The 17,634-nt window shown below is 59.0% G+C and carries 18 protein-coding genes; 10 read left to right on the top strand and 8 right to left on the bottom strand.

Annotation, left to right across the window (positions count from 1 at the left end):
• Nucleotides 1-2: 2 nt before the first annotated feature.
• On the bottom strand, nt 3-1,160 hold the full coding sequence (gene emhA / locus H7698_RS08910; RefSeq protein WP_162438607.1) for an efflux RND transporter periplasmic adaptor subunit EmhA: 1,158 nt from the start codon (nt 1,158-1,160) through the stop codon (nt 3-5).
• Between the two features lie 265 nt (nt 1,161-1,425).
• On the opposite strand from emhA, the gene emhR reads away from it, so the two are divergent.
• Entirely contained in the window at nt 1,426-2,058 is a 633-nt protein-coding gene (gene emhR, locus H7698_RS08905; RefSeq protein WP_162438608.1) for an efflux system transcriptional repressor EmhR, read from the top strand.
• 788 nt (nt 2,059-2,846) lie between these two features.
• On the opposite strand, the gene H7698_RS08900 is transcribed toward emhR, so the two are convergent.
• From H7698_RS08900 to H7698_RS08885, 4 genes are all read right to left on the bottom strand, one after another.
• Nucleotides 2,847-3,098 (bottom strand): hypothetical protein, encoded by a 252-nt coding sequence (locus H7698_RS08900; protein ID WP_194691168.1) that lies wholly within the window; start codon nt 3,096-3,098, stop codon nt 2,847-2,849.
• A 368-nt stretch (nt 3,099-3,466) separates the two neighbouring features.
• Nucleotides 3,467-4,516 carry an alkene reductase gene (locus tag H7698_RS08895; RefSeq protein WP_162438609.1) on the bottom strand — a complete coding sequence of 350 codons (1,050 nt, stop codon included), beginning with the start codon at nt 4,514-4,516 and terminating at the stop codon, nt 3,467-3,469.
• Nucleotides 4,517-4,538: 22 nt separating this feature from the next.
• Nucleotides 4,539-5,705: an MFS transporter gene (locus H7698_RS08890; RefSeq protein WP_162438610.1), complete on the bottom strand. Its 1,167-nt coding sequence runs from the start codon at nt 5,703-5,705 to the stop codon at nt 4,539-4,541.
• 34 nt (nt 5,706-5,739) lie between these two features.
• Nucleotides 5,740-6,042 carry an ArsR/SmtB family transcription factor gene (locus H7698_RS08885; protein WP_162438611.1) on the bottom strand — a complete coding sequence of 101 codons (303 nt, stop codon included), beginning with the start codon at nt 6,040-6,042 and terminating at the stop codon, nt 5,740-5,742.
• Nucleotides 6,043-6,213: 171 nt separating this feature from the next.
• Here H7698_RS08885 and H7698_RS08880 point away from each other — a divergent pair, with 171 nt between their 5' ends.
• The gene (locus H7698_RS08880; protein ID WP_194691167.1) at nt 6,214-6,798 is read left to right on the top strand and encodes an acyl carrier protein phosphodiesterase; all 585 of its coding nucleotides are present in this window, start codon (nt 6,214-6,216) and stop codon (nt 6,796-6,798) included.
• A gap of 31 nt (nt 6,799-6,829) precedes the next feature.
• On the opposite strand, the gene H7698_RS08875 is transcribed toward H7698_RS08880, so the two are convergent.
• Both H7698_RS08875 and olsB read right to left on the bottom strand, forming a co-directional pair.
• Entirely contained in the window at nt 6,830-7,624 is a 795-nt protein-coding gene (locus H7698_RS08875; protein WP_194691166.1) for a lysophospholipid acyltransferase family protein, read from the bottom strand.
• Entirely contained in the window at nt 7,624-8,379 is a 756-nt protein-coding gene (gene olsB, locus H7698_RS08870) for an L-ornithine N(alpha)-acyltransferase (protein ID WP_194691165.1), read from the bottom strand. Before olsB ends, H7698_RS08875 begins: the two co-directional genes overlap by 1 nt.
• A gap of 154 nt (nt 8,380-8,533) precedes the next feature.
• Between olsB and H7698_RS08865 the strand changes: the two genes are divergently transcribed.
• The 5 genes from H7698_RS08865 to H7698_RS08845 all read left to right on the top strand — a co-directional run bounded on the left by H7698_RS08865 (nt 8,534) and on the right by H7698_RS08845 (nt 12,853).
• Entirely contained in the window at nt 8,534-9,415 is an 882-nt protein-coding gene (locus H7698_RS08865; protein WP_194691164.1) for an acyl-CoA dehydrogenase family protein, read from the top strand.
• 70 nt (nt 9,416-9,485) lie between these two features.
• Entirely contained in the window at nt 9,486-10,580 is a 1,095-nt protein-coding gene (locus H7698_RS08860; protein WP_194691163.1) for a serine hydrolase domain-containing protein, read from the top strand.
• The gene (locus H7698_RS08855) at nt 10,577-10,897 is read left to right on the top strand and encodes an amidase (protein ID WP_162438617.1); all 321 of its coding nucleotides are present in this window, start codon (nt 10,577-10,579) and stop codon (nt 10,895-10,897) included. Before H7698_RS08860 ends, H7698_RS08855 begins: the two co-directional genes overlap by 4 nt.
• A gap of 206 nt (nt 10,898-11,103) precedes the next feature.
• Nucleotides 11,104-11,694 carry a YceI family protein gene (locus H7698_RS08850; protein WP_194691162.1) on the top strand — a complete coding sequence of 197 codons (591 nt, stop codon included), beginning with the start codon at nt 11,104-11,106 and terminating at the stop codon, nt 11,692-11,694.
• A 1-nt stretch (nt 11,695) separates the two neighbouring features.
• Nucleotides 11,696-12,853: a phospholipase D-like domain-containing protein gene (locus H7698_RS08845; protein ID WP_194691161.1), complete on the top strand. Its 1,158-nt coding sequence runs from the start codon at nt 11,696-11,698 to the stop codon at nt 12,851-12,853.
• Between the two features lie 132 nt (nt 12,854-12,985).
• Here the strand turns inward: H7698_RS08845 and bglX are convergent, their stop codons facing one another.
• Entirely contained in the window at nt 12,986-15,277 is a 2,292-nt protein-coding gene (gene bglX, locus H7698_RS08840) for a beta-glucosidase BglX (RefSeq protein WP_194691160.1), read from the bottom strand.
• A gap of 237 nt (nt 15,278-15,514) precedes the next feature.
• Between bglX and H7698_RS08835 the strand changes: the two genes are divergently transcribed.
• The 3 genes from H7698_RS08835 to H7698_RS08825 all read left to right on the top strand — a co-directional run bounded on the left by H7698_RS08835 (nt 15,515) and on the right by H7698_RS08825 (nt 17,600).
• Nucleotides 15,515-16,123: a LemA family protein gene (locus tag H7698_RS08835; RefSeq protein WP_162438621.1), complete on the top strand. Its 609-nt coding sequence runs from the start codon at nt 15,515-15,517 to the stop codon at nt 16,121-16,123.
• Nucleotides 16,124-16,199: 76 nt separating this feature from the next.
• On the top strand, nt 16,200-16,955 hold the full coding sequence (locus H7698_RS31620) for a TPM domain-containing protein (RefSeq protein ID WP_194691159.1): 756 nt from the start codon (nt 16,200-16,202) through the stop codon (nt 16,953-16,955).
• A gap of 27 nt (nt 16,956-16,982) precedes the next feature.
• Nucleotides 16,983-17,600 carry a TPM domain-containing protein gene (locus H7698_RS08825; RefSeq protein WP_194691158.1) on the top strand — a complete coding sequence of 206 codons (618 nt, stop codon included), beginning with the start codon at nt 16,983-16,985 and terminating at the stop codon, nt 17,598-17,600.
• Nucleotides 17,601-17,634: the final 34 nt, after the last annotated feature.

The raw sequence follows: 17,634 nt of genomic DNA, 5'->3' as shown, positions 1-17,634 counted from the left end.
GGTTACTCCCCTTTGCCGCTGGAAGCCTTATCAGCTGCCTGTGCGGGGACCGGGTTCTTGTTGCCTACGTTAGTCGCTTCAGTCGGCTTGACTTCAACGCCTGGCTTGACGAATTGCAGCCCTTCGGTGATCAGGCGATCGCCGGCCTTGAGGCCGTCTTCGATCAGCCATTGGCTACCCACGGTGCGACTGGCCTTGAGTTGGCGCAGCTCAACCTTGTTGTCCGGTCCGACAACCAGGGCGGTTGGCGTGCCTTTTAGGTCACGGGTCACGCCTTGTTGCGGGGCCAGAATGGCGGCACTGTTCACACCAGCCTGCAGCTGTGCGTGCACGAACATACCGGGCAGCAGCGTGTGATCAGGGTTCGGGAATACCGCGCGCAGGGTGACGGAACCGGTGGTCTGGTCAACCGAGACTTCGGAGAACTCGAGTTTACCTTCCTGTTTGTACTGGCTGCCGTCTTCCAGGGTCAGTTTGACCGCGGCGGCGGTATCACCAGCCTTTTGCAGGCGACCGCTTTCCAGCTCGCGGCGCAGCTCGAGCAACTCGACGGAAGACTGCGTCACGTCGACATAGATCGGATCAAGTTGCTGGATCACCGCCATGGCGTCGACCTGGCCACTGGTGACCAAGGCACCTTCGGTAACGTTGGAGCGACCGATGCGGCCTGTCAGAGGTGCATACACTTTGGTGTAGCGCACATTGATCTGCGCGGTTTGCAGCGACGCTTCCGATTGCATCCGGTTGGCGACGGCGGTGTCGTATTCCTGACGGCTCACGGCCTGCTCGTTGACCAGTTGCTTGTAACGGTCAGAGATCGACTTGGTTTGTTGCAGGTTGGCTTCTGCGCTTTTCAGCGTTGCGTCATAGACTGCCGGATCGATCTGATACAGCTGCTGACCGGCCTTGACGTCGCCGCCTTCCTTGAACAGTCGCTTGAGAATGATGCCGTTGACCTGAGGGCGAACTTCGGCAATTCGGTACGCACTGGTGCGGCCTGGAAGCTCGGAGGTCAGGGTGAAAGCTTGCGGTTGCAGAGTCACGACGCCGACCTGAGGAGGTGGTGCGGCCGGTGGAGCCTCTTCCTTTTTACATCCGCTGAGTAGCGATGCGAGGGCGACGGCAGTGACCAGAGCGGTAACAGCTGGCTTGAATTGCATGAAAATCCTCGGGTCAGGCGCGCAAATTGCGCACAAGAAAGTGTGGAAAGTAAAAAATGTGCGCTGAGTGGATAAGTAGCTTGCTAAGTAATATACTTACGTTCATGGTTGTTTGTAAATACCTTGGCTGTGTACTCATCCAGTTACAAATGCCGCCAGAAGGTTCGAATTGTAGGCCGCAGACGAGTCCCAAGAGCGCTCGCTGCACTTTTATTCAGCGGATATTCAGACACCGCTGAAGCATCCTGATTGAGGTTGTACTGCCATGGTCCGTCGTACCAAAGAGGAAGCTCAGGAAACCCGTAGCCAGATACTCGAAGCGGCAGAGAAAGCCTTTTTCGAGCGAGGCGTGGCGCGCACGACCCTGGCCGACATCGCAACCCTGGCCGGCGTCACGCGCGGGGCCATTTACTGGCATTTCAGCAATAAGGCCGATTTGGTGCAGGCCATGCTTGATACCTTGCATGAGCCGCTGGATGAAATGGCCAAAGCCAGTGAAAGCGAGGACGAACTCGACCCGCTGGGCTGCATGCGGAAGCTGCTGATTCATTTGTTTCATCAAGTTGCTCTGGACCCGAAAACCCGACGCATCAATGAAATCCTGTTTCATAAATGCGAATTCACCGATGAAATGTGCGACCTGCGCCAGCAGCGCCAGGCCGCCAGCCTGGACTGCAACGTGCGGATCGGACTCGCCTTGCGTAATGCAGTGAATCGCGGGCAATTGCCGGAAAACCTCGACACGGCCCGTGCCGCCATCTGCCTGCATGCATACATCGATGGCATCCTGTATCAGTGGTTGCTTACACCGGACAGTTTTGAACTGCACGTCGAAGCCGAGCGGTGGGCCGATACAGGGTTGGAAATGCTGCGCTTGAGTCCCAGTCTGCGCAAATGAAACAAAATGCGTAATCGGAGCGGGTCGTGTCAAGACAGGGGTGGGTAAAGATCAATTTACCTGCCTTGTAGAATTGGGGGCTTTTATATACGTGCGCAGGTCAGGTTGACAGATCGAGTGCTGCGTATTTTGTAGGGTTTTTGTATTTTGCTTCTAAATGTGGCGTCTGGTGCCGTTGACGTCAGTAGAGACTGCGTAAAAAACGCTAAGGCGCAACCCGTTCGTTACCCAATGTGGACTGTCATGCAATAGGGGTAGGGATTGACGGTACTTTTTCCCGTCAATTCCGAGTGAGTACACACCTCTGTGTGCCCGACGGAACACGCCTCGTGTTCCCAGAAAAAATCGGTTTCCGGTGCTCGAGAGCCGAGTCTTCTGCGCCAGCAGTACAAAAAGGCAGTTCGTAAACGAAACGTCTGCCTGTAATTGGTGTAGGTCGCTGAAGACGATTTTCTTTATGTTGTAGTCGATGTTGATGTCCTGCGGCACTCGCGGGCTTCCCTTCAACTTCAGTACTGTCTGACTGTTTCGGGGTGATTTGGCGGGGAATCCTTTGTGTGGCAGCTCGGCTGTCAGATCGTCGCGCCAGAAAATAGAGGGTGACTCAATGATAATGATCAGAGTAGCGGTTAGCGTATTTTTATCCGTAGTGTCCATGCATGACCTTCGTGTAGTGGCAAACTGTATGCCCCCGGTGTTGCGTCTTTTATCACGTTGAAAAGCCCGCTCTTTCGAGTCGGGCTTGTGGTGGGCGAAATGAGACTTTAAGTCAGTTTGAATTTTACCGATTAATGTAACTCGGGCGGCCCCATCGGACCCCACGGACGCCCGTCTTCCTCACCGTCCAGAGCCTTCCTTATAGTGCCCGTCTCTTGCCTGCGCACATTTTTCTGGTCCTCTAATGGCTGTTTTTCGGAGGAAACGTCCGTCGGAACGTCAGTGATTTCGAATTTCGCTGTAATGTCCGTCGGAACTTCAGTGATTTCGAATTTCGCTGTAATACTGCCGCTCGCAAAGCCTTTAGTGTTGTCGTTGCTCATATCAATTCCTTTTGAAGTAGTTGTGAGTGTTTAGCTGTTTTCATCCATGTGAAATGGTCTTTTGTGCCGGGCTTAAATGGCGTCGGCAGGCATAATGGTCGGTGTCGCTGTTACTCATGTCAAATGGGATTGATGAGATAATTTGTCGAGTGTCTCACCGGTCTTTGTTGCAGTTCAATTGATTGTCGTTGTCTTCAAGTTCATGTGGCGGATAAGTAAGTTGTCTTGATGGTGAGGTTTGGTTGAGAGGTGTGGTGTGCCGGATGTTTCGGAAGCTTATGCAATGGAAGAGCAACTTTGTCTAGAGCGTTAATTATAAAAAAAGCCCCGCCTCTTTCGAGATGGGGCTTTTTTTATTCGCGATGTATTTACATCACTGGGTAGTCAATGTAACCCACTGCCCCTTTGGCATAGAACAGTTCCGGACGGGCATCATTCAGCGGCGCATCCGCTTTCAGGCGCGCCGGCAAGTCCGGGTTGGCAATGAACGGAACACCGAATGCAACGGCGTCAGCCTTGCCGCTGGCCAGCCAGGCGTTTGCGCTTTCCTTGGTGAAGCTTTCGTTGACGATGTAAGGACCGCCGAAGGCTTCTTTCAATTGTGGGCCCAGGCTGTCGGCGCCTTCTTTCTCGCGGGAGCAGATAAAGGCGATGCCACGCTTGCCCAGTTCACGGGCGACGTAGGTGAACGTCTCGGCGAGGTTGTCGTCACCCATGTCATGCAGGTCGGCGCGAGGTGACAGATGCACGCCCACGCGGCCAGCGCCCCAGACGTCGATGGCCGCGTCGGTGACTTCCAGCAGCAGGCGAGCACGGTTTTCCAGGGAGCCACCGTAATGGTCGGTGCGCTGGTTGGTGCTGCTTTGCAGGAACTGGTCGAGCAGGTAGCCGTTGGCGCCGTGAATTTCCACGCCGTCGAAACCAGCGGCCTTGGCGTTTTCAGCACCGGTGCGGTAGGCATCGACGATGTCGGCGATTTCAGCAGTTTCCAGAGCACGCGGTGTCGGGTAATCAGCCATTGGGCGAACCAGGCTGACGTGACCTTTGGGCTGGATCGCGCTCGGTGCGACCGGGGTTTCGCCGTTCAAATACATCTCATGGGAGATCCGGCCAACGTGCCACAGCTGCAGGAAGATTTTGCCACCGGCACCGTGGATCGCTTTGGTGACATTGCTCCAGCCACGTACCTGATCGTTGGACCAGATGCCTGGTGTATCCGGGTAACCGACGCCTATCGGCGTGACCGAAGTGGCCTCGCTGAGGATCAGGCCAGCCGAGGCGCGTTGGACGTAGTACTCAGCCATCAGCGCGTTGGGTACTCGGCCTTCGTCGGCGCGGCAGCGAGTCAGCGGAGCCATGATGATGCGGTTGGCCAACTCGATGTCGCCCAGTTTGATCGGATCGAAAATAGTCGTCATGCAATACAACCTCGTAGAAAAATTAGTGGGTAGCAGGGGCCAGCTCGGCATTGCCGCTCTGACGGAAAGTAATCAGGGTCACCAGCAGGGCGAGTACTGCCAATGCGGCGGCCGCCAGTGGCACGCTGGTCAGGCCGAAACCGTTGGCGATGACGCTGCCACCGACCCAGGCGCCGAGGGCGTTGCCGACGTTGAATGCGCCGATGTTCAGGGTCGAGACCAGGTTTGGCGCGGCCTTGCCGAAGGTCACTACGTTGATTTGCAGCGCCGGTACGGCGGCAAACGAAGCGGTGGCCCAGAGGAACAAGGTGATTTCGGTCGGGATTACCGCAACGCTGGTCCAGGTCAATACGGTCGAAATGACAGCCATCGAAATGAAGACACCGATCAAAGTGGCAGCCAGGCGTTTGTCGGCCAGTTTGCCGCCGATGATGTTGCCCACGGTCAGGCCCAGGCCGATCAGCAGCAGGGTCCAGGTCACGCCTTTTGGCGAGATGCCGGTGACATCGCCGAGGAGTGGGGCAATGTAAGTGAAGAGGGTGAACATCGAGGCGGCGAACAACGCGGTCATGCTCAAGGACAGCCAGATGCCGGCGCCTTTGAGGGCGCGCAGCTCGGCGCGCATGTCGAGTTTCTCTTCATCGCGCTTGGCTGGCAGGAAGCGGATCAGACCGATCAAGGCAATGACCCCGATGACCGTGACGGCCCAGAAGGTCGAGCGCCAGCCGGCTTCCTGACCGAGCGCGGTGCCCAGTGGAACGCCCAGCACGTTGGCCAGCGTCAGGCCGGTAAACATCAAGGCCACGGCTGACGCGCGCTTGTTGGCAGGTACCAGGTTGGCCGCCACGACCGAACCGATGCCGAAGAATGCACCGTGGCAGAGGGCCGTCACCACACGGGCAAACATCAGCACGTTGTAGTCACTGGCCAATGCACACAGCAGATTGCCGATGATGAAAATGCCCATCAACGCCACCAGGGCGGCCTTGCGCGGTAATTTCGCGGTGGCCAGTGCCATGAACGGTGCACCGATGGCCACGCCGAGGGCGTAACCGGTCACCAGCCAGCCTGCGCCGGGGATCGACACGCCGAGGTCAGCCGCCACATCGGGCAGCAGGCCCATGATGACGAACTCGGTCGTGCCGATGGCGAAGGCGCTCAAGGCCAGAATGAGGAGCGAGAGGGGCATCGTTGATTCCTTGTCGGCTTGCTGACGTAAAGGGTCAGAGCTCTTTGCTGAAGGTGCTGAGGAACGCCTGAATGGTTTCCTCGTTACGTTTGAAGAAGTGCCATTGGCCCACTTTTCGGCTGCTGATCAGGCCGGCGCGTTGCAAAACTGCGAGGTGGGCAGACACGGTTGATTGCGACAAGCCGCACCGTTGATCGATCTGACCGGCGCAGACGCCGTGCTCGTTGCTGTGGGACTGGTCGGGAAATTCGACGGCAGGGTCTTTGAGCCAGTGCAGGATTTCTCGCCGTACTGGGTGTGCCAGGGCTTTTATTATTTCGTCGAGATTGAGGGTCATGGTGTGGGCTCGTGATGAGTAAAACGCTATATCGCGATGAGGCGAACTTTAAATCGCTATTTCGCGATACACAAATATGATTTTGGTCTGAAGACCGCATAATTCGCTATATCGGGTTATAACGATACGTGGGGTGTAACGACACAAGTGCGCAGTGCTAAGCTGCTCTTCATGAATTATCTCGCACATCTGCATCTCGGTGGCCAGCGCCCCGGTCAATTGCTCGGCAGCCTGTATGGCGATTTCGTCAAAGGTCGGCTGCAAGGGCAGTTTGAGCCCGAGGTTGAAGCGGCTATCCAGCTGCATCGCAGCATCGACGTTTATACCGATCGCCATCCGCTGGTGGATGTCTCGTTGTCGCGGTTTTCCGTGACACGCAGGCGCTACGCCGGGATCGTCCTCGACGTGTTTTTCGACCATTGCCTGGCGCGGGACTGGACGCTGTATGCCGACCGACCGCTGACGCAATTCACCTCCAATGTGTATCGCGTGCTATCCGCCGAGTCGCAATTACCGGAGCGACTGGCAAAAATTGCCCCGCACATGATGGCGCACGACTGGTTGGGTTCTTACCGGGAATTTGAGGTGCTGGAGCAGGTGTTGCGAGGGATCTCGCGCCGGTTGACCCGGCCCGAGGAGCTGGCGGGCGCGATGCAGGAGTTGCGGGTGTTGTATGAGCCGTTGAGCGAGGATTTCCGCTTGTTCTATCCGCAGCTGCAGGACTTCGCCAAAAACCGCGAACACCCACCCCTGTAGAAGCAAGCTTTGCTCCTGCAGGAAAGCCGGGTTACGCGGCGACGAGTTCGCCGGTACGACGCGGTTCTGCCGGTTTCATCACTTCACCAAACAACGCCTTCTGCACCGCTTGCTGGGCTTCAAGCGCCAGCGCTGCGCGTTCCCGTCCTTCGCAGGCGATCGGCTTGAGCAGATGAATTTCCACATCCCCCCGATCATTGGCAAACAAGCGCATCAGGTGCGAGAGCAAATCATCATCACCAATGAACGGCGCCAAGGTGTCGAGTTCGCCATCTCGCAAATACCGGATCGCTACCGGTTGCAGCATCACTTCGGAATCAATCGCCGCTGACAGCAAGCGACCGTGGAAGGTGCGCAACGAACGGCCATCGGTGGTGGTGCCTTCCGGGAACATCAGCAGGGGGTGGGCGTGCTGCAAGTGTCGGGTCATCTGTTTGCGGATCAATTGACTGTCGCCCGATCCACGACGGATAAACAGGCTCCCGGCCTTCGCTGCCAACCAGCCTGCCACCGGCCAGGTGCGCACTTCGGCTTTGGACAGGAACGACATCGGCGTGAGCATTCCCAGCAGCGGAATATCGGTCCAGGAAACGTGGTTGCTGACCCACAGCATCGGTGCTTCAGGCAGCTCGCCGTGGACGGTCACGCGAAAGGGCAGGGCATTGCTCAACCGAGCCATGAAAAAACGCGACCAGCGTTGCCGGCGGACCATCGAATGAGCGATCCCCAGCCGCTCGAACAGACCGAACACGCCGGCCATGGTCAAGCCCAGTGTCACCACGATCAGCACTCGCGCGATCCGCGCGTACACCCGCAACCGACTCATCACATGGCCGCCTTGAAGTGCTTGGCATAACGCGGGCACAGCTCATCGCGCTTGAGCAGGATAAACACGTCGGCGACCTGGAAATCTTCATCCCAGCACGGTTCGCCGCAGATCTTCGCGCCCAGGCGCATGTAGGCCTTGAGCAGCGGTGGCATTTCGGCGATGACGTTGGACGGGAGGTCCAGAACCGGCAGCGGTTTCTTCGGCTCGGCCCGCAAGTGTTCGGTGCACAGGTAGCGTTCGCGCAGGCGCTGCATGATGGCGTGGGCCTGAATGCCACCGTCCTGCATCGGGATGCTGGCGCAGCCCATCAGATAGCTGTAACTGCCCTGGTTCAGCACTTCGGCCAATTCACCCCAGAGTACGGCGATGGTGCCGCCGTTGCGGTAGGCCGGGTCGACGCAAGTGCGACCGATTTCCAGAATCGGTCCCTGCAAGTGAACCAGGCCGTGCAGGCTGAATTCTTCTTCGCTGTAAAACTTGCCCAGGCTGCTGGCGGCCTGGTGATCGAGCAACCGCGTGGTGGCCACCAGACGACCGGTGTTCAGGTCGCGCACGCCGATGTGAGCGCAGTGAACGTCGTAGTCATCCATGTCCAGACCCCGCTCGGCGCCCTTCAATTTGGCGTTGAATTCGCCGCTGAAGACGTTGAAGCGCAAAGCCTGGGCTTCCAGCAACGCCTCGGCGCCCACCAGGCGTTCGGCTTGCAGGCGGCGTTCGTTGCCGGTGTCGCGGATACGGGCGATCTGAGTCATTGCGAATCTCCGTGCGGGCTGGGCACCCGTCTTGGGTGGCAGTCGATCGACTTTCTTTATGCAGCCGTGTTGTGCAAAGTCAGGCTATGTAGCCCCGGTGTCATCGCCATTAAGCTTTGGTGATGCTTATATGACAGCCCATGAGGAGCCCTCCATGCCCTGGCAAAACCTGTTGAACCGCCGTGACCGCGTGCCCACCAATCCGGACCTGGCGGAAGGTTTCGCGACCTTGCTGCATCAGCTGGGCGCGGTCACACCCTTTGAATTGGCGGTGGCAGGCGGGCGGTTGATGACGTCACCGGGACTGGCGTTTCTGGTGGGCTATCAAGCTGCGTTGCGCATGCTCTGGCCGAGCGCGCCGCTGAGCCTGGGGGCGTTGTGTGCGACCGAGCAGCGCAGCCTTCGCGCGGCAGATATGCAAACTCGATTGACCGACTTGCGCGTGAGCGGGCGCAAGGACTTCGTCACAGCGGGCGATGCCGCTGACTGGCTGTTGATCGCTGCGCGTAGCGAGCAGCCTGGCGAGGAGCCGCGCTTGAGCCTGGCGGTGGTCTATCCCGGTGAACCAGGGGTGCGGCTGGAAAAACTCCCGGCGATCCCGTTGATGCCGGACATCAGTCACGGCCGGTTGTTTCTCGATAACGCCCAGTGTGAATTGCTGGCGGGGGATGGCTGGGACGCCTACGTGAAACCCTTCCGCACTTTGGAAGATGTCTATGTGCTGAGTGCCATGACGGCGTGGCTGTTGGGTATTGGTCAGGACAGTGACTGGCCGCAAACACTGCAACTGCGTTTGCTGGCGCTGCTGGCCGGGTGCGCGGAAGTCAGCCGCCAGGCACCGAACAACACCGCTGGGCATGTGTTGCTGGGTGGGCTGTTTGCGCAGTTCGACGGGCTCAAGGCCGAGGTGCATCAGGCCCTGACCGATGGGCCGCAGCACTGGGCGGCAATGTGGCAGAGGGATCAGGCGGTAATGGACTTGGCGGCGGGGGCTCGGGAGAAGCGGTTGGCCAAGGCTCTGACCATGCATCTGTAGGTGGAGCGAATTGAATTAATGTCATTTATCTCAACTAGGCTCACCAGGCCTCTCAGCCGAGCCATCACCCATGTCCAAAGGTTTGTCCCTGTGCTTGATGTTTATGTTCAGCCTCGCAGCTCATGCCGAAAACTGGCCGGCTGAACAATGGCAAACCGGCCCGACCACCTCCGGTCCGGCACTTCAAGCGTTGGAGGCCTACGCCTTTCCACCGCGCGATGACGTCACTCGAAAAGGTATCCGCACCGACGCCTTGCTGGTGATCCGCGACGGTCAATTGATCTACGAGCGCTACGCTGCGCCGACCACCGCCCAGACCCCGCACCTGACCTGGTCCATCAGCAAAAGCCTGATGGCCACGGTCTTTGGTGTGGCCTATGGCGAGGGCCTGTTCCGGCTTCAGGACCCGGCGCTCAAATTTTATCCCGCGCTGAACAAGCACCCGGACCTGACCCTGGCCGACCTGCTGCACTGGGCTTCAGGCCTGGACTGGCAGGAAGACTATGAATATGCCCCGCTGAAGTCTTCGGTGGTGGCGATGCTCTATACCCGTGGTCACGCTGACATGGCTGCGTTCACCGCCAACCATGACGCGTATGCCAAACCCGGTCAGGCGTTTCGTTACTCCAGTGGCGACAGCAACCTGTTGTCCGCCGCACTGAAAAACATCGTCGGCCCGGCACGTTACCCGGACTATCCGTGGACAGCGTTGTTCGACCCGCTGGGCATTCGTCACGCCGTGTGGGAAACCGATGCAGCCGGCACCTTCGTCGCCTCGTCCTACGCCTACCTCACGGCTCGGGATCTGGCGCGCGTGGGTTTATTGATGGCGCGGGACGGACGATGGGGCGACCGGCAATTGCTGCCCAAGGACTGGGTCGCCTTCAACCGTGAACCCTTCTCCCACGTTCAAGCCAATCAGGACGAAGCGGTGCCCGGCGGGCAATGGTGGCTCAATCGAGCCGTGGATGGCGCGCCGACACCCTGGCCAGACGCGCCCGCTGACACGTTCGCCGCGCTGGGTCATTGGGGGCAGGCGATGTATGTGATCCCCGGCGAGCGCCTGGTGATCGTGCGCTACGGTGATGATCGCGACGGCAGCTATCGGCATAACGAATTGCTCAAACTGGCACGTCAGGCCTTTGCCTTGAAGGTGCAGCCATGAGCTTCGTTCGCCGCCGACCGTTTGGCACATTATCACTGCTGCTTTTTATCGCCTTGCTCGGCTGGATCTGGCAGGAACGAACAGCACTGTGGGCGTTTCCCGACATCATCAGTGGCTACACCGCCAAAGAGTATTGTTCGTGCCGGTATGTGATGAACAACCCCGCTGACGACTGTTACAGCTACGTCAAACAGTGGCTGCCTACCAGCGGGTTTACCGATGACGCCGTGAGCAAGCGCGTGACCGTCAGCGGTATGGGGCGCAGCAACAGTGCGGTGTGGATCAGCGACCGCCAAGGCTGCGGACTCAACCCCTGATCACCACCCTCTCTGTAGCAGCTGGCGAAGGCTGCGTTCGGCGGCGAAGCCGTCGCCAATCCGGCCATACAGGTCTACCTGAAACTCCCCAGTGCCTGGTTTGCGACGGCTTCGCCGCCGAACGCAGCCTTCGCCAGCGGCAACAAGTTTGCAATTGTTTCGCGGGCGGTTAAGGTTCGCTCAGGTTTATCTGCCCACGAGTCTCTATGTTCACGCGGTCCCTCTGTAAAAACCTCGCTTTTGTCCTGCTGGCCGGCACCACGCTGTCGGCCCAGGCCAACTGGTACCTCGATGGCGAGTCCTCGCGGTTGTCGTTCATCAGCACCAAAAATACCCACATTTCTGAAGTGCAGCGCTTTCTGGTGCTGCACGGCAAGGTCGATCCCAAAGGCCTGGCCGAGGTGGAAGTCGAGCTGGAGTCGGTGAACAGCGGCATCCCGTTGCGTGATGAGCGCATGCGCAAGGACCTGTTCGAGATCCAGACGTTTCCCAATGCGTTGATCACTGCGCAAATTGATCTACGCCCGATCAACGATCTCGCGCCCGGTGCTCAACTTGAATTGCGCTTGCCAGTCACGGTCAATCTTCACGGTAAAACCCACCAATACAACGCCGAGCTGCTGGCGACCCGCCTCGATGATCGACGTTTCCAGGTGGTGACGCTCGAGCCTTTGGTGATCAATGCCGAAGACTTCGACCTGGCACCCGGTCTGGAACGGTTGCGCAACGTCGCCGGATTGTCGGCGATCAGTCTGTCAGTGCCGGTGGGTGCGGTGCTGATTTTCACGGCGCGCTGACATGGCCGGTGCGATCTTTCCCTGGCGTGAAGGCAACAGCTTCGAACTGCTGATCGACGGTCCGCAGTTCTTTCCGCGAATGCTGGTGGCGATTGCCCGCGCCGAGGAACAGGTCGAACTCGAGCTGTACCTGGTCGAGGCGGGCGCGTGCGCCGAGGCCATGGTGCAAGCGTTGATCCAGGCAGCCGAGCGTGGTGTGCGCGTACGTTGTCTGTTCGATGACTACGGCAGCCTTGCCTTCACCCTCACCCTGCGGCAGCGATTGATGGCGGCGGGTGTGGAGCTGCGTTTCTACAATCGTTTGAGCTGGCGGCGCTGGGTGGGCAACTTCTATCGCGATCACCGCAAACTGTTGCTGGTCGATCAGAGCCTGGCGGTGGTCGGGGGCACGGGGGTCACCGATGAGTTCTGGACGCCGGGCGAAGATGTCAGCGAGTGGCACGAAGTAATGGTGGAAATCACCGGCCCTCTGGTAATCGACTGGCAACTGCTGTTCGACCGCCAGTGGATCGCCAACCGCCATCGCCGAGCCTGGAAGCCCGCCTCGCATTTCGGTTTGCCGCGACTGCCGCGCATACCGTCCACGGGCGAGGGCATGGGCCGGGTGGCGTACGCCGACGCCCGCCAGCACCGCGACATCCTGCAGTCGCTGGTTCGCGCGCTGAACAGCGGGCAGAAACGGATCTGGCTGGCCACGCCGTATTTCCTGCCGACCTGGAAAGTCCGTCGCTCACTGCGCCGCGCCGCATCACGAGGGGTTGATGTGCGCCTGTTGCTCACCGGGCCGCGTACCGATCATCCATCGGTCCGTTACGCCGGCCATCGTTATTACCCGCGCCTGCTCAAGGCGGGGGTAAAAATCTTCGAATACCAGCCGTGTTTCCTGCACCTGAAAATGGTCTTGATCGATGATTGGGTCAGCATCGGCTCGTGCAATTTCGATCACTGGAACCTGCGTTTCAATCTGGAAGCCAACCTTGAGGCCCTTGATCCTAGACTGACCCGGGCAGTGGCGGCGAGTTTCGAGAAGGATTTTGCGTTGAGCCAGGAGGTGAGCCTGGAGGCATGGCAACGCCGGCCGCTGTGGCGGCGTGTGAAGCAAAGGATCTGGGGCTGGGTGGATCGGCTGGTGGTAAATCTGCTGGATCGACGGGGATAGTCGTCACACACTCAAATTATTGTTGGAGCGGGCTTGCCCGCGATGGCGGCCTGACAGACAACGTAGCTGTTGGATGTTATGGCCTCATCGCGGGCAAGCCCGCTCCCACAGTGATTCGCAGTGTCCGAAGGGTTACAGCAACTCAAAACTCTGCTGCGTCACGTCCTGAGAATCCAGGCCGATCTGCACGTTGAACTTGCCCGGTTCCGCCACGTACTTGAGCTGAGCGTTGAAGAACTTCAGGTCATCCTCGGTGATGGTGAAGTGCACGACTTTCTGTTCGCCGGCCTTGAGCATGATTTTCTGGAAGTTCTTCAGCTCCTTTACGGGGCGAATCATCGAACCGGTCACGTCCTGCAGGTACAACTGCACCACGGTTTCGCCGTCACGCTTGCCCGTGTTTTTCACCATGACGCTGGCGTCGAGCTTCCCGGTCTTGTTCAGCGTGGTCGACGACAACGCCATGTCGGTCAGGCTGAAACTGGTGTAGCTCAAGCCGAAACCGAACGGGAACAGGGGGCCGGTGGTGTCATCGAAATACTGCGAGGTGTAGTTGCCCGGTTTGCCCGGCGTAAACGGCCGGCCAATGCTCAGGTGGTTGTAGTAAGTCGGAATCTGACCCACTGAGCGCGGGAAGGTGATTGGCAGTTTGCCCGACGGGTTGTAGTCGCCGAACAGCACGTCGGCGATGGCATTGCCGCCTTCGGTACCGCTGAACCAGGTTTCCAGAATCGCGTCGGCCTGATCCCTCTCTTCGAGAATCGACAGTGGACGGCCGTTCATCAACACCAGCACCAGTGGTTTGCCCGTGGCTTTCAGGGCCTTGATCAGCTCGCGCTGGTTGACCGGGATGTCCAGGTCGGTGCGGCTGGAGGATTCGTGGGACATACCGCGGGATTCACCCACGGCGGCGACCACCACGTCCGCGTCCTTGGCGGCTTTCACCGCTTCATCGATCAGCACTTGAGCCGAGCGTGGATCGTCTACCACTTCCGGTGCATCGAAATTGAGGAAGTTCAGGTAATCGAGGACCTTCTTGTCGCTGGTGATGTTGGCGCCACGGGCATAAATCAGCGTCGATTGCCCGCCCAGCGCGGTGGTCATGCCGTCGAACAGGGTGACGGACTGCGCAGGCCTGCCGGCGGCTGCCCAGCTGCCCATCATGTCGATCGGCGCCTTGGCCAACGGACCGACCAGGGCGATCTTCGCGGTTTTCTTCAGCGGCAGGGTTTCGCCCTGGTTCTTCAACAACACCAGGCTACGGCGCGCAACATCACGCGCTTCGGCGCGGTGCAGGCGGCTTTCGGCGTAGGTGTCGGCCGGGTCATCCTCGGCCTTGCCGATGCGCAGGTACGGGTCCTTGAACAGGCCCATGTCGTACTTGGCCGCAAGGACTTCACGCACGGCATTGTCGATGTCGCTCTGCTCGATCTCTCCGGCTTTCAACAGTCCCGGCAGCTCTTTGCCGTAGAGGGTGTCGTTCATGCTCATGTCGATGCCGGCCTTGATCGCCAGCTTCGCGGCTTCGCGGCCATCAGCGGCAACGCCGTGCTTGATCAGCTCGAAAATCGCCCCGTGGTCGCTGACTGTCAGGCCCTTGAAGCCCCACTCCTTGCGCAGCAGGTCGTTCATCAGCCAGGTGTTGGCAGTGGCTGGCACGCCATTGATCGAGTTCAACGCGACCATTACCCCGCCAGCACCGGCGTCGATGGCGGCGCGGTAGGGCGGCAGGTAGTCCTGGTACATTTTGACCGGGCTCATGTCGACGACGTTATAGTCGCGACCCCCTTCGACAGCGCCGTACAAGGCAAAGTGCTTGACGCTGGCCATGATGCTGTCGGCCGCGTTTGCACCGGTGCCCTGGAAGGCCCTGACCATAACCCCGGCAATGCGCGACACCAGGTAGGTGTCTTCGCCGAAACCTTCGGATGTACGGCCCCAGCGCGGATCGCGGGAGACGTCGACCATCGGTGCGAACGTGATGTCGAGGCTGTCGGCGGCGGCTTCCTTGGCGGCAATGCGCCCGGACAGGCCGATGGCGTCCATGTCCCAGCTCGAAGCCAGAGCGATGGGAATCGGGAAAATGGTGCGATGGCCGTGGATCACGTCATAGGCGAAAAACATCGGGATCTTCAAACGGCTGCGCATCGCCGCGTCCTGCATCGGACGGTTTTCCGGGCGGGTGATCGAGTTGAACGTGCCGCCGATGTTGCCGGCGGCGATTTCCTTGCGGATCATCTCGCGTGGCATTTCCGGGCCTATGCTGATCAGGCGTAGCTGGCCGATTTTTTCATCGAGGGTCATTTGCTTCATCAGGTTATTGATGAAGGCGTCCTTGTTTTCCAGAGGTGCGGGCGTCGTGGCGGCCAGTACGGTATGACTGGCCAGACTGACGAACAGGCCCAGCAAACACAGCTTCTTCATGAATAGTTTTCTCGAAAGCCTAAACGGCAGTGACGACGCGCCGGTCAGCCAAAATTTAGGGAGCGACTATTGTTGTTCAGGTAAATGCAGCAAACTTCTGAACTGTTTTAATCCTGGAGCATCTTTTAGCCCATCGGCTGGATGCAATCCAGTGGCGGCGCCGATTATGCCCCAAGAGCCGTGTTCAAAGTTCGCAGGTTGTTTTTTCAACGGAATGTGCAAGGGAGCGTCAACCAGATGAACGTACGACACCATTATCGATCGAGCCTGCAAGTGGCAGCCATGTTGTTGCTGACCACACTGCTGGCGGGTTGCGGCATCAACAACATTCCGACCCTCGATGAACAGGCCAAAGCTGCCTGGGGTCAGGTGCAGAACCAGTACCAGCGTCGCGCCGACCTGATCCCCAATCTGGTGGAGACGGTGAAGGGCTATGCCAAGCATGAGGAAGAAACCCTGACCGCGGTGATCGAAGCCCGGGCCAAGGCCACTTCGATCCAGGTGGATGCCAGCACCCTCGACAATCCGGAAAAGCTCAAGCAATTCCAGCAAGCGCAGGATCAGCTGACCGGTGCGCTGAGCCGGCTGATGGTGGTGTCGGAGCGTTATCCGGACCTCAAGGCCAATCAGAATTTCCTGGCGTTGCAGTCGCAGCTCGAAGGCACCGAGAACCGTATCGCGGTCGCTCGTCGTGATTTCATTCTGGCGGTGCAGAAGTACAACACCGAGATCCGAACCTTCCCGGGTCGCCTCTGGCATAGCGTGATGTACAGTGATTTGCCGATCCGCGAAACCTTCGAGGCGACCAGCCCCGATGCGGACAAAGCACCTCAAGTGAAATTCTGAAATATCACCACCAGCAGTGATGGCAGGTGAATAACCCTGTAGAAGCCGGTCTGCTGGTGCACGGATGAGGTTGCCAATGCGCGTGTTGAAAGTTGGCCTGGTGCTGCTGCTTTGGGTGTTCACCCTGGCGGCACAGGCCGAGTTGAAATTTCCCCAGCTGACCGGGCGGGTGGTCGATAACGCCGGGATGATTGATCCCTCCGTGCGCGACCAGCTGACCCAGCAGCTCCAGGCCCATGAGAAAACCACTGGCGAGCAATTGGTGGTGGTCACGGTGCCGGATCTGCAGGGCACTGATATCGCGGATTTCGGTTATCAGCTGGGTCGTTACTGGGGCATTGGTCAGAAGGACAGGAACAACGGCGCGCTGTTGATCGTTGCGCGTGATGATCGCAAGCTGCGCATCGAAGTCGGTTATGGGCTGGAAGATCGCCTGACTGACGCGCAGAGCTCGGTGATCATCAATCAGGTGATCACGCCATCGTTCAAGAGCGGCAACTTCAGCAAAGGCATCAGCGACGGTGTCGCCGCGATGCTGGTGGTGCTGGGTGGTAATCCGCTCGATGAACCGTCCACGGTGTATGAGTCCAGAGGCGATCCGGGTGCTGACTTCCTGTCGCGGCACCCTGGGGTATTCGTGTTTCTGGTGATGTTGTTCATTCTGACGGTTTTCGTCTGCCAAATGCTCGGCATCATGCCCAGCGGTGGTGGTCGAGGCGGTTCGGGAGGCGGTTTCGGCGGCGGCGGATTTGGTGGCGGTGGCGGTGGCGGCGGGGGCTTCAGCGGTGGCGGGGGCAGTTTCGGGGGCGGCGGTTCGTCGGGTGGCTGGTGAGAAAAATAATGAGCGAGCGTCTTTGAAATGGCATTACTGAATGAACACGAACAACGCAAAGTCGCCGAAGCGATTGCCCGTGTCGAGCGCGATACGGACGCCGAGCTGGTGACCGTGCTCGCTGCTCGCGCCGACGACTACGCGTATATCCCTTTGTTATGGGCCAGCCTGCTGGCGCTGGTGGTGCCGGGTGTCGTGCATTACCTGACCGGCTGGCTGACCTTGCACAGTCTGCTGCTGGTGCAATGGGCCAGTTTTATCGTGCTGTGCCTGGTGTTCCGAATTCCAAAAATCACCACCCGCTTGATCCCCCGTTCAGTGCGTCATTGGCGCGCCTCGAACCTGGCGCGCAGGCAGTTCCTCGAGCAGAATCTGCATCACACTGCGGGTGGCACCGGCATGCTGATCTTTGTTTGCGAAGCCGAGCGTTATGTCGAGATTCTGGTGGATCAAGGCATCTCCAGCCGTCTCGACAACAAGAGCTGGGATGACATTGTGTCGGCGTTCACTTTGCAGGTTAAGCAGGGGCAGACGCTGCAGGGTTTCGTAACGTGCGTCGAAGCTTGCGGCGAGTTGCTGAAAGTGCATGTGCCGGTGACGCACGTGAGGAACGAGTTGCCGAATCGGCTGGTGGTGTTGGGCTGAGCATCACCGGTCACTTGTGCCTCTGCTTATTACA

Source organism: Pseudomonas sp. p50(2008) (assembly GCF_015351605.1).
Taxonomy (GTDB): Bacteria; Pseudomonadota; Gammaproteobacteria; order Pseudomonadales; family Pseudomonadaceae; genus Aquipseudomonas.
The sequence above is the reverse complement of the archived record's forward strand: the minus strand, read 5'-3'. Positions and strand labels throughout refer to the sequence as shown.

Coding starts and splice junctions, on each gene's coding strand:
- emhA (WP_162438607.1), bottom strand. CDS start 1,160: ATGCAATTCAAGCCAGCTGTTACCGCTCTGGTCACTGCCGTCGCCCTC.
- emhR (WP_162438608.1), top strand. CDS start 1,426: ATGGTCCGTCGTACCAAAGAGGAAGCTCAGGAAACCCGTAGCCAGATA.
- H7698_RS08900 (WP_194691168.1), bottom strand. CDS start 3,098: ATGAGCAACGACAACACTAAAGGCTTTGCGAGCGGCAGTATTACAGCG.
- H7698_RS08895 (WP_162438609.1), bottom strand. CDS start 4,516: ATGACGACTATTTTCGATCCGATCAAACTGGGCGACATCGAGTTGGCC.
- H7698_RS08890 (WP_162438610.1), bottom strand. CDS start 5,705: ATGCCCCTCTCGCTCCTCATTCTGGCCTTGAGCGCCTTCGCCATCGGC.
- H7698_RS08885 (WP_162438611.1), bottom strand. CDS start 6,042: ATGACCCTCAATCTCGACGAAATAATAAAAGCCCTGGCACACCCAGTA.
- H7698_RS08880 (WP_194691167.1), top strand. CDS start 6,214: ATGAATTATCTCGCACATCTGCATCTCGGTGGCCAGCGCCCCGGTCAA.
- H7698_RS08875 (WP_194691166.1), bottom strand. CDS start 7,624: ATGAGTCGGTTGCGGGTGTACGCGCGGATCGCGCGAGTGCTGATCGTG.
- olsB (WP_194691165.1), bottom strand. CDS start 8,379: ATGACTCAGATCGCCCGTATCCGCGACACCGGCAACGAACGCCGCCTG.
- H7698_RS08865 (WP_194691164.1), top strand. CDS start 8,534: ATGCCCTGGCAAAACCTGTTGAACCGCCGTGACCGCGTGCCCACCAAT.
- H7698_RS08860 (WP_194691163.1), top strand. CDS start 9,486: ATGTCCAAAGGTTTGTCCCTGTGCTTGATGTTTATGTTCAGCCTCGCA.
- H7698_RS08855 (WP_162438617.1), top strand. CDS start 10,577: ATGAGCTTCGTTCGCCGCCGACCGTTTGGCACATTATCACTGCTGCTT.
- H7698_RS08850 (WP_194691162.1), top strand. CDS start 11,104: ATGTTCACGCGGTCCCTCTGTAAAAACCTCGCTTTTGTCCTGCTGGCC.
- H7698_RS08845 (WP_194691161.1), top strand. CDS start 11,696: ATGGCCGGTGCGATCTTTCCCTGGCGTGAAGGCAACAGCTTCGAACTG.
- bglX (WP_194691160.1), bottom strand. CDS start 15,277: ATGAAGAAGCTGTGTTTGCTGGGCCTGTTCGTCAGTCTGGCCAGTCAT.
- H7698_RS08835 (WP_162438621.1), top strand. CDS start 15,515: ATGAACGTACGACACCATTATCGATCGAGCCTGCAAGTGGCAGCCATG.
- H7698_RS31620 (WP_194691159.1), top strand. CDS start 16,200: ATGCGCGTGTTGAAAGTTGGCCTGGTGCTGCTGCTTTGGGTGTTCACC.
- H7698_RS08825 (WP_194691158.1), top strand. CDS start 16,983: ATGGCATTACTGAATGAACACGAACAACGCAAAGTCGCCGAAGCGATT.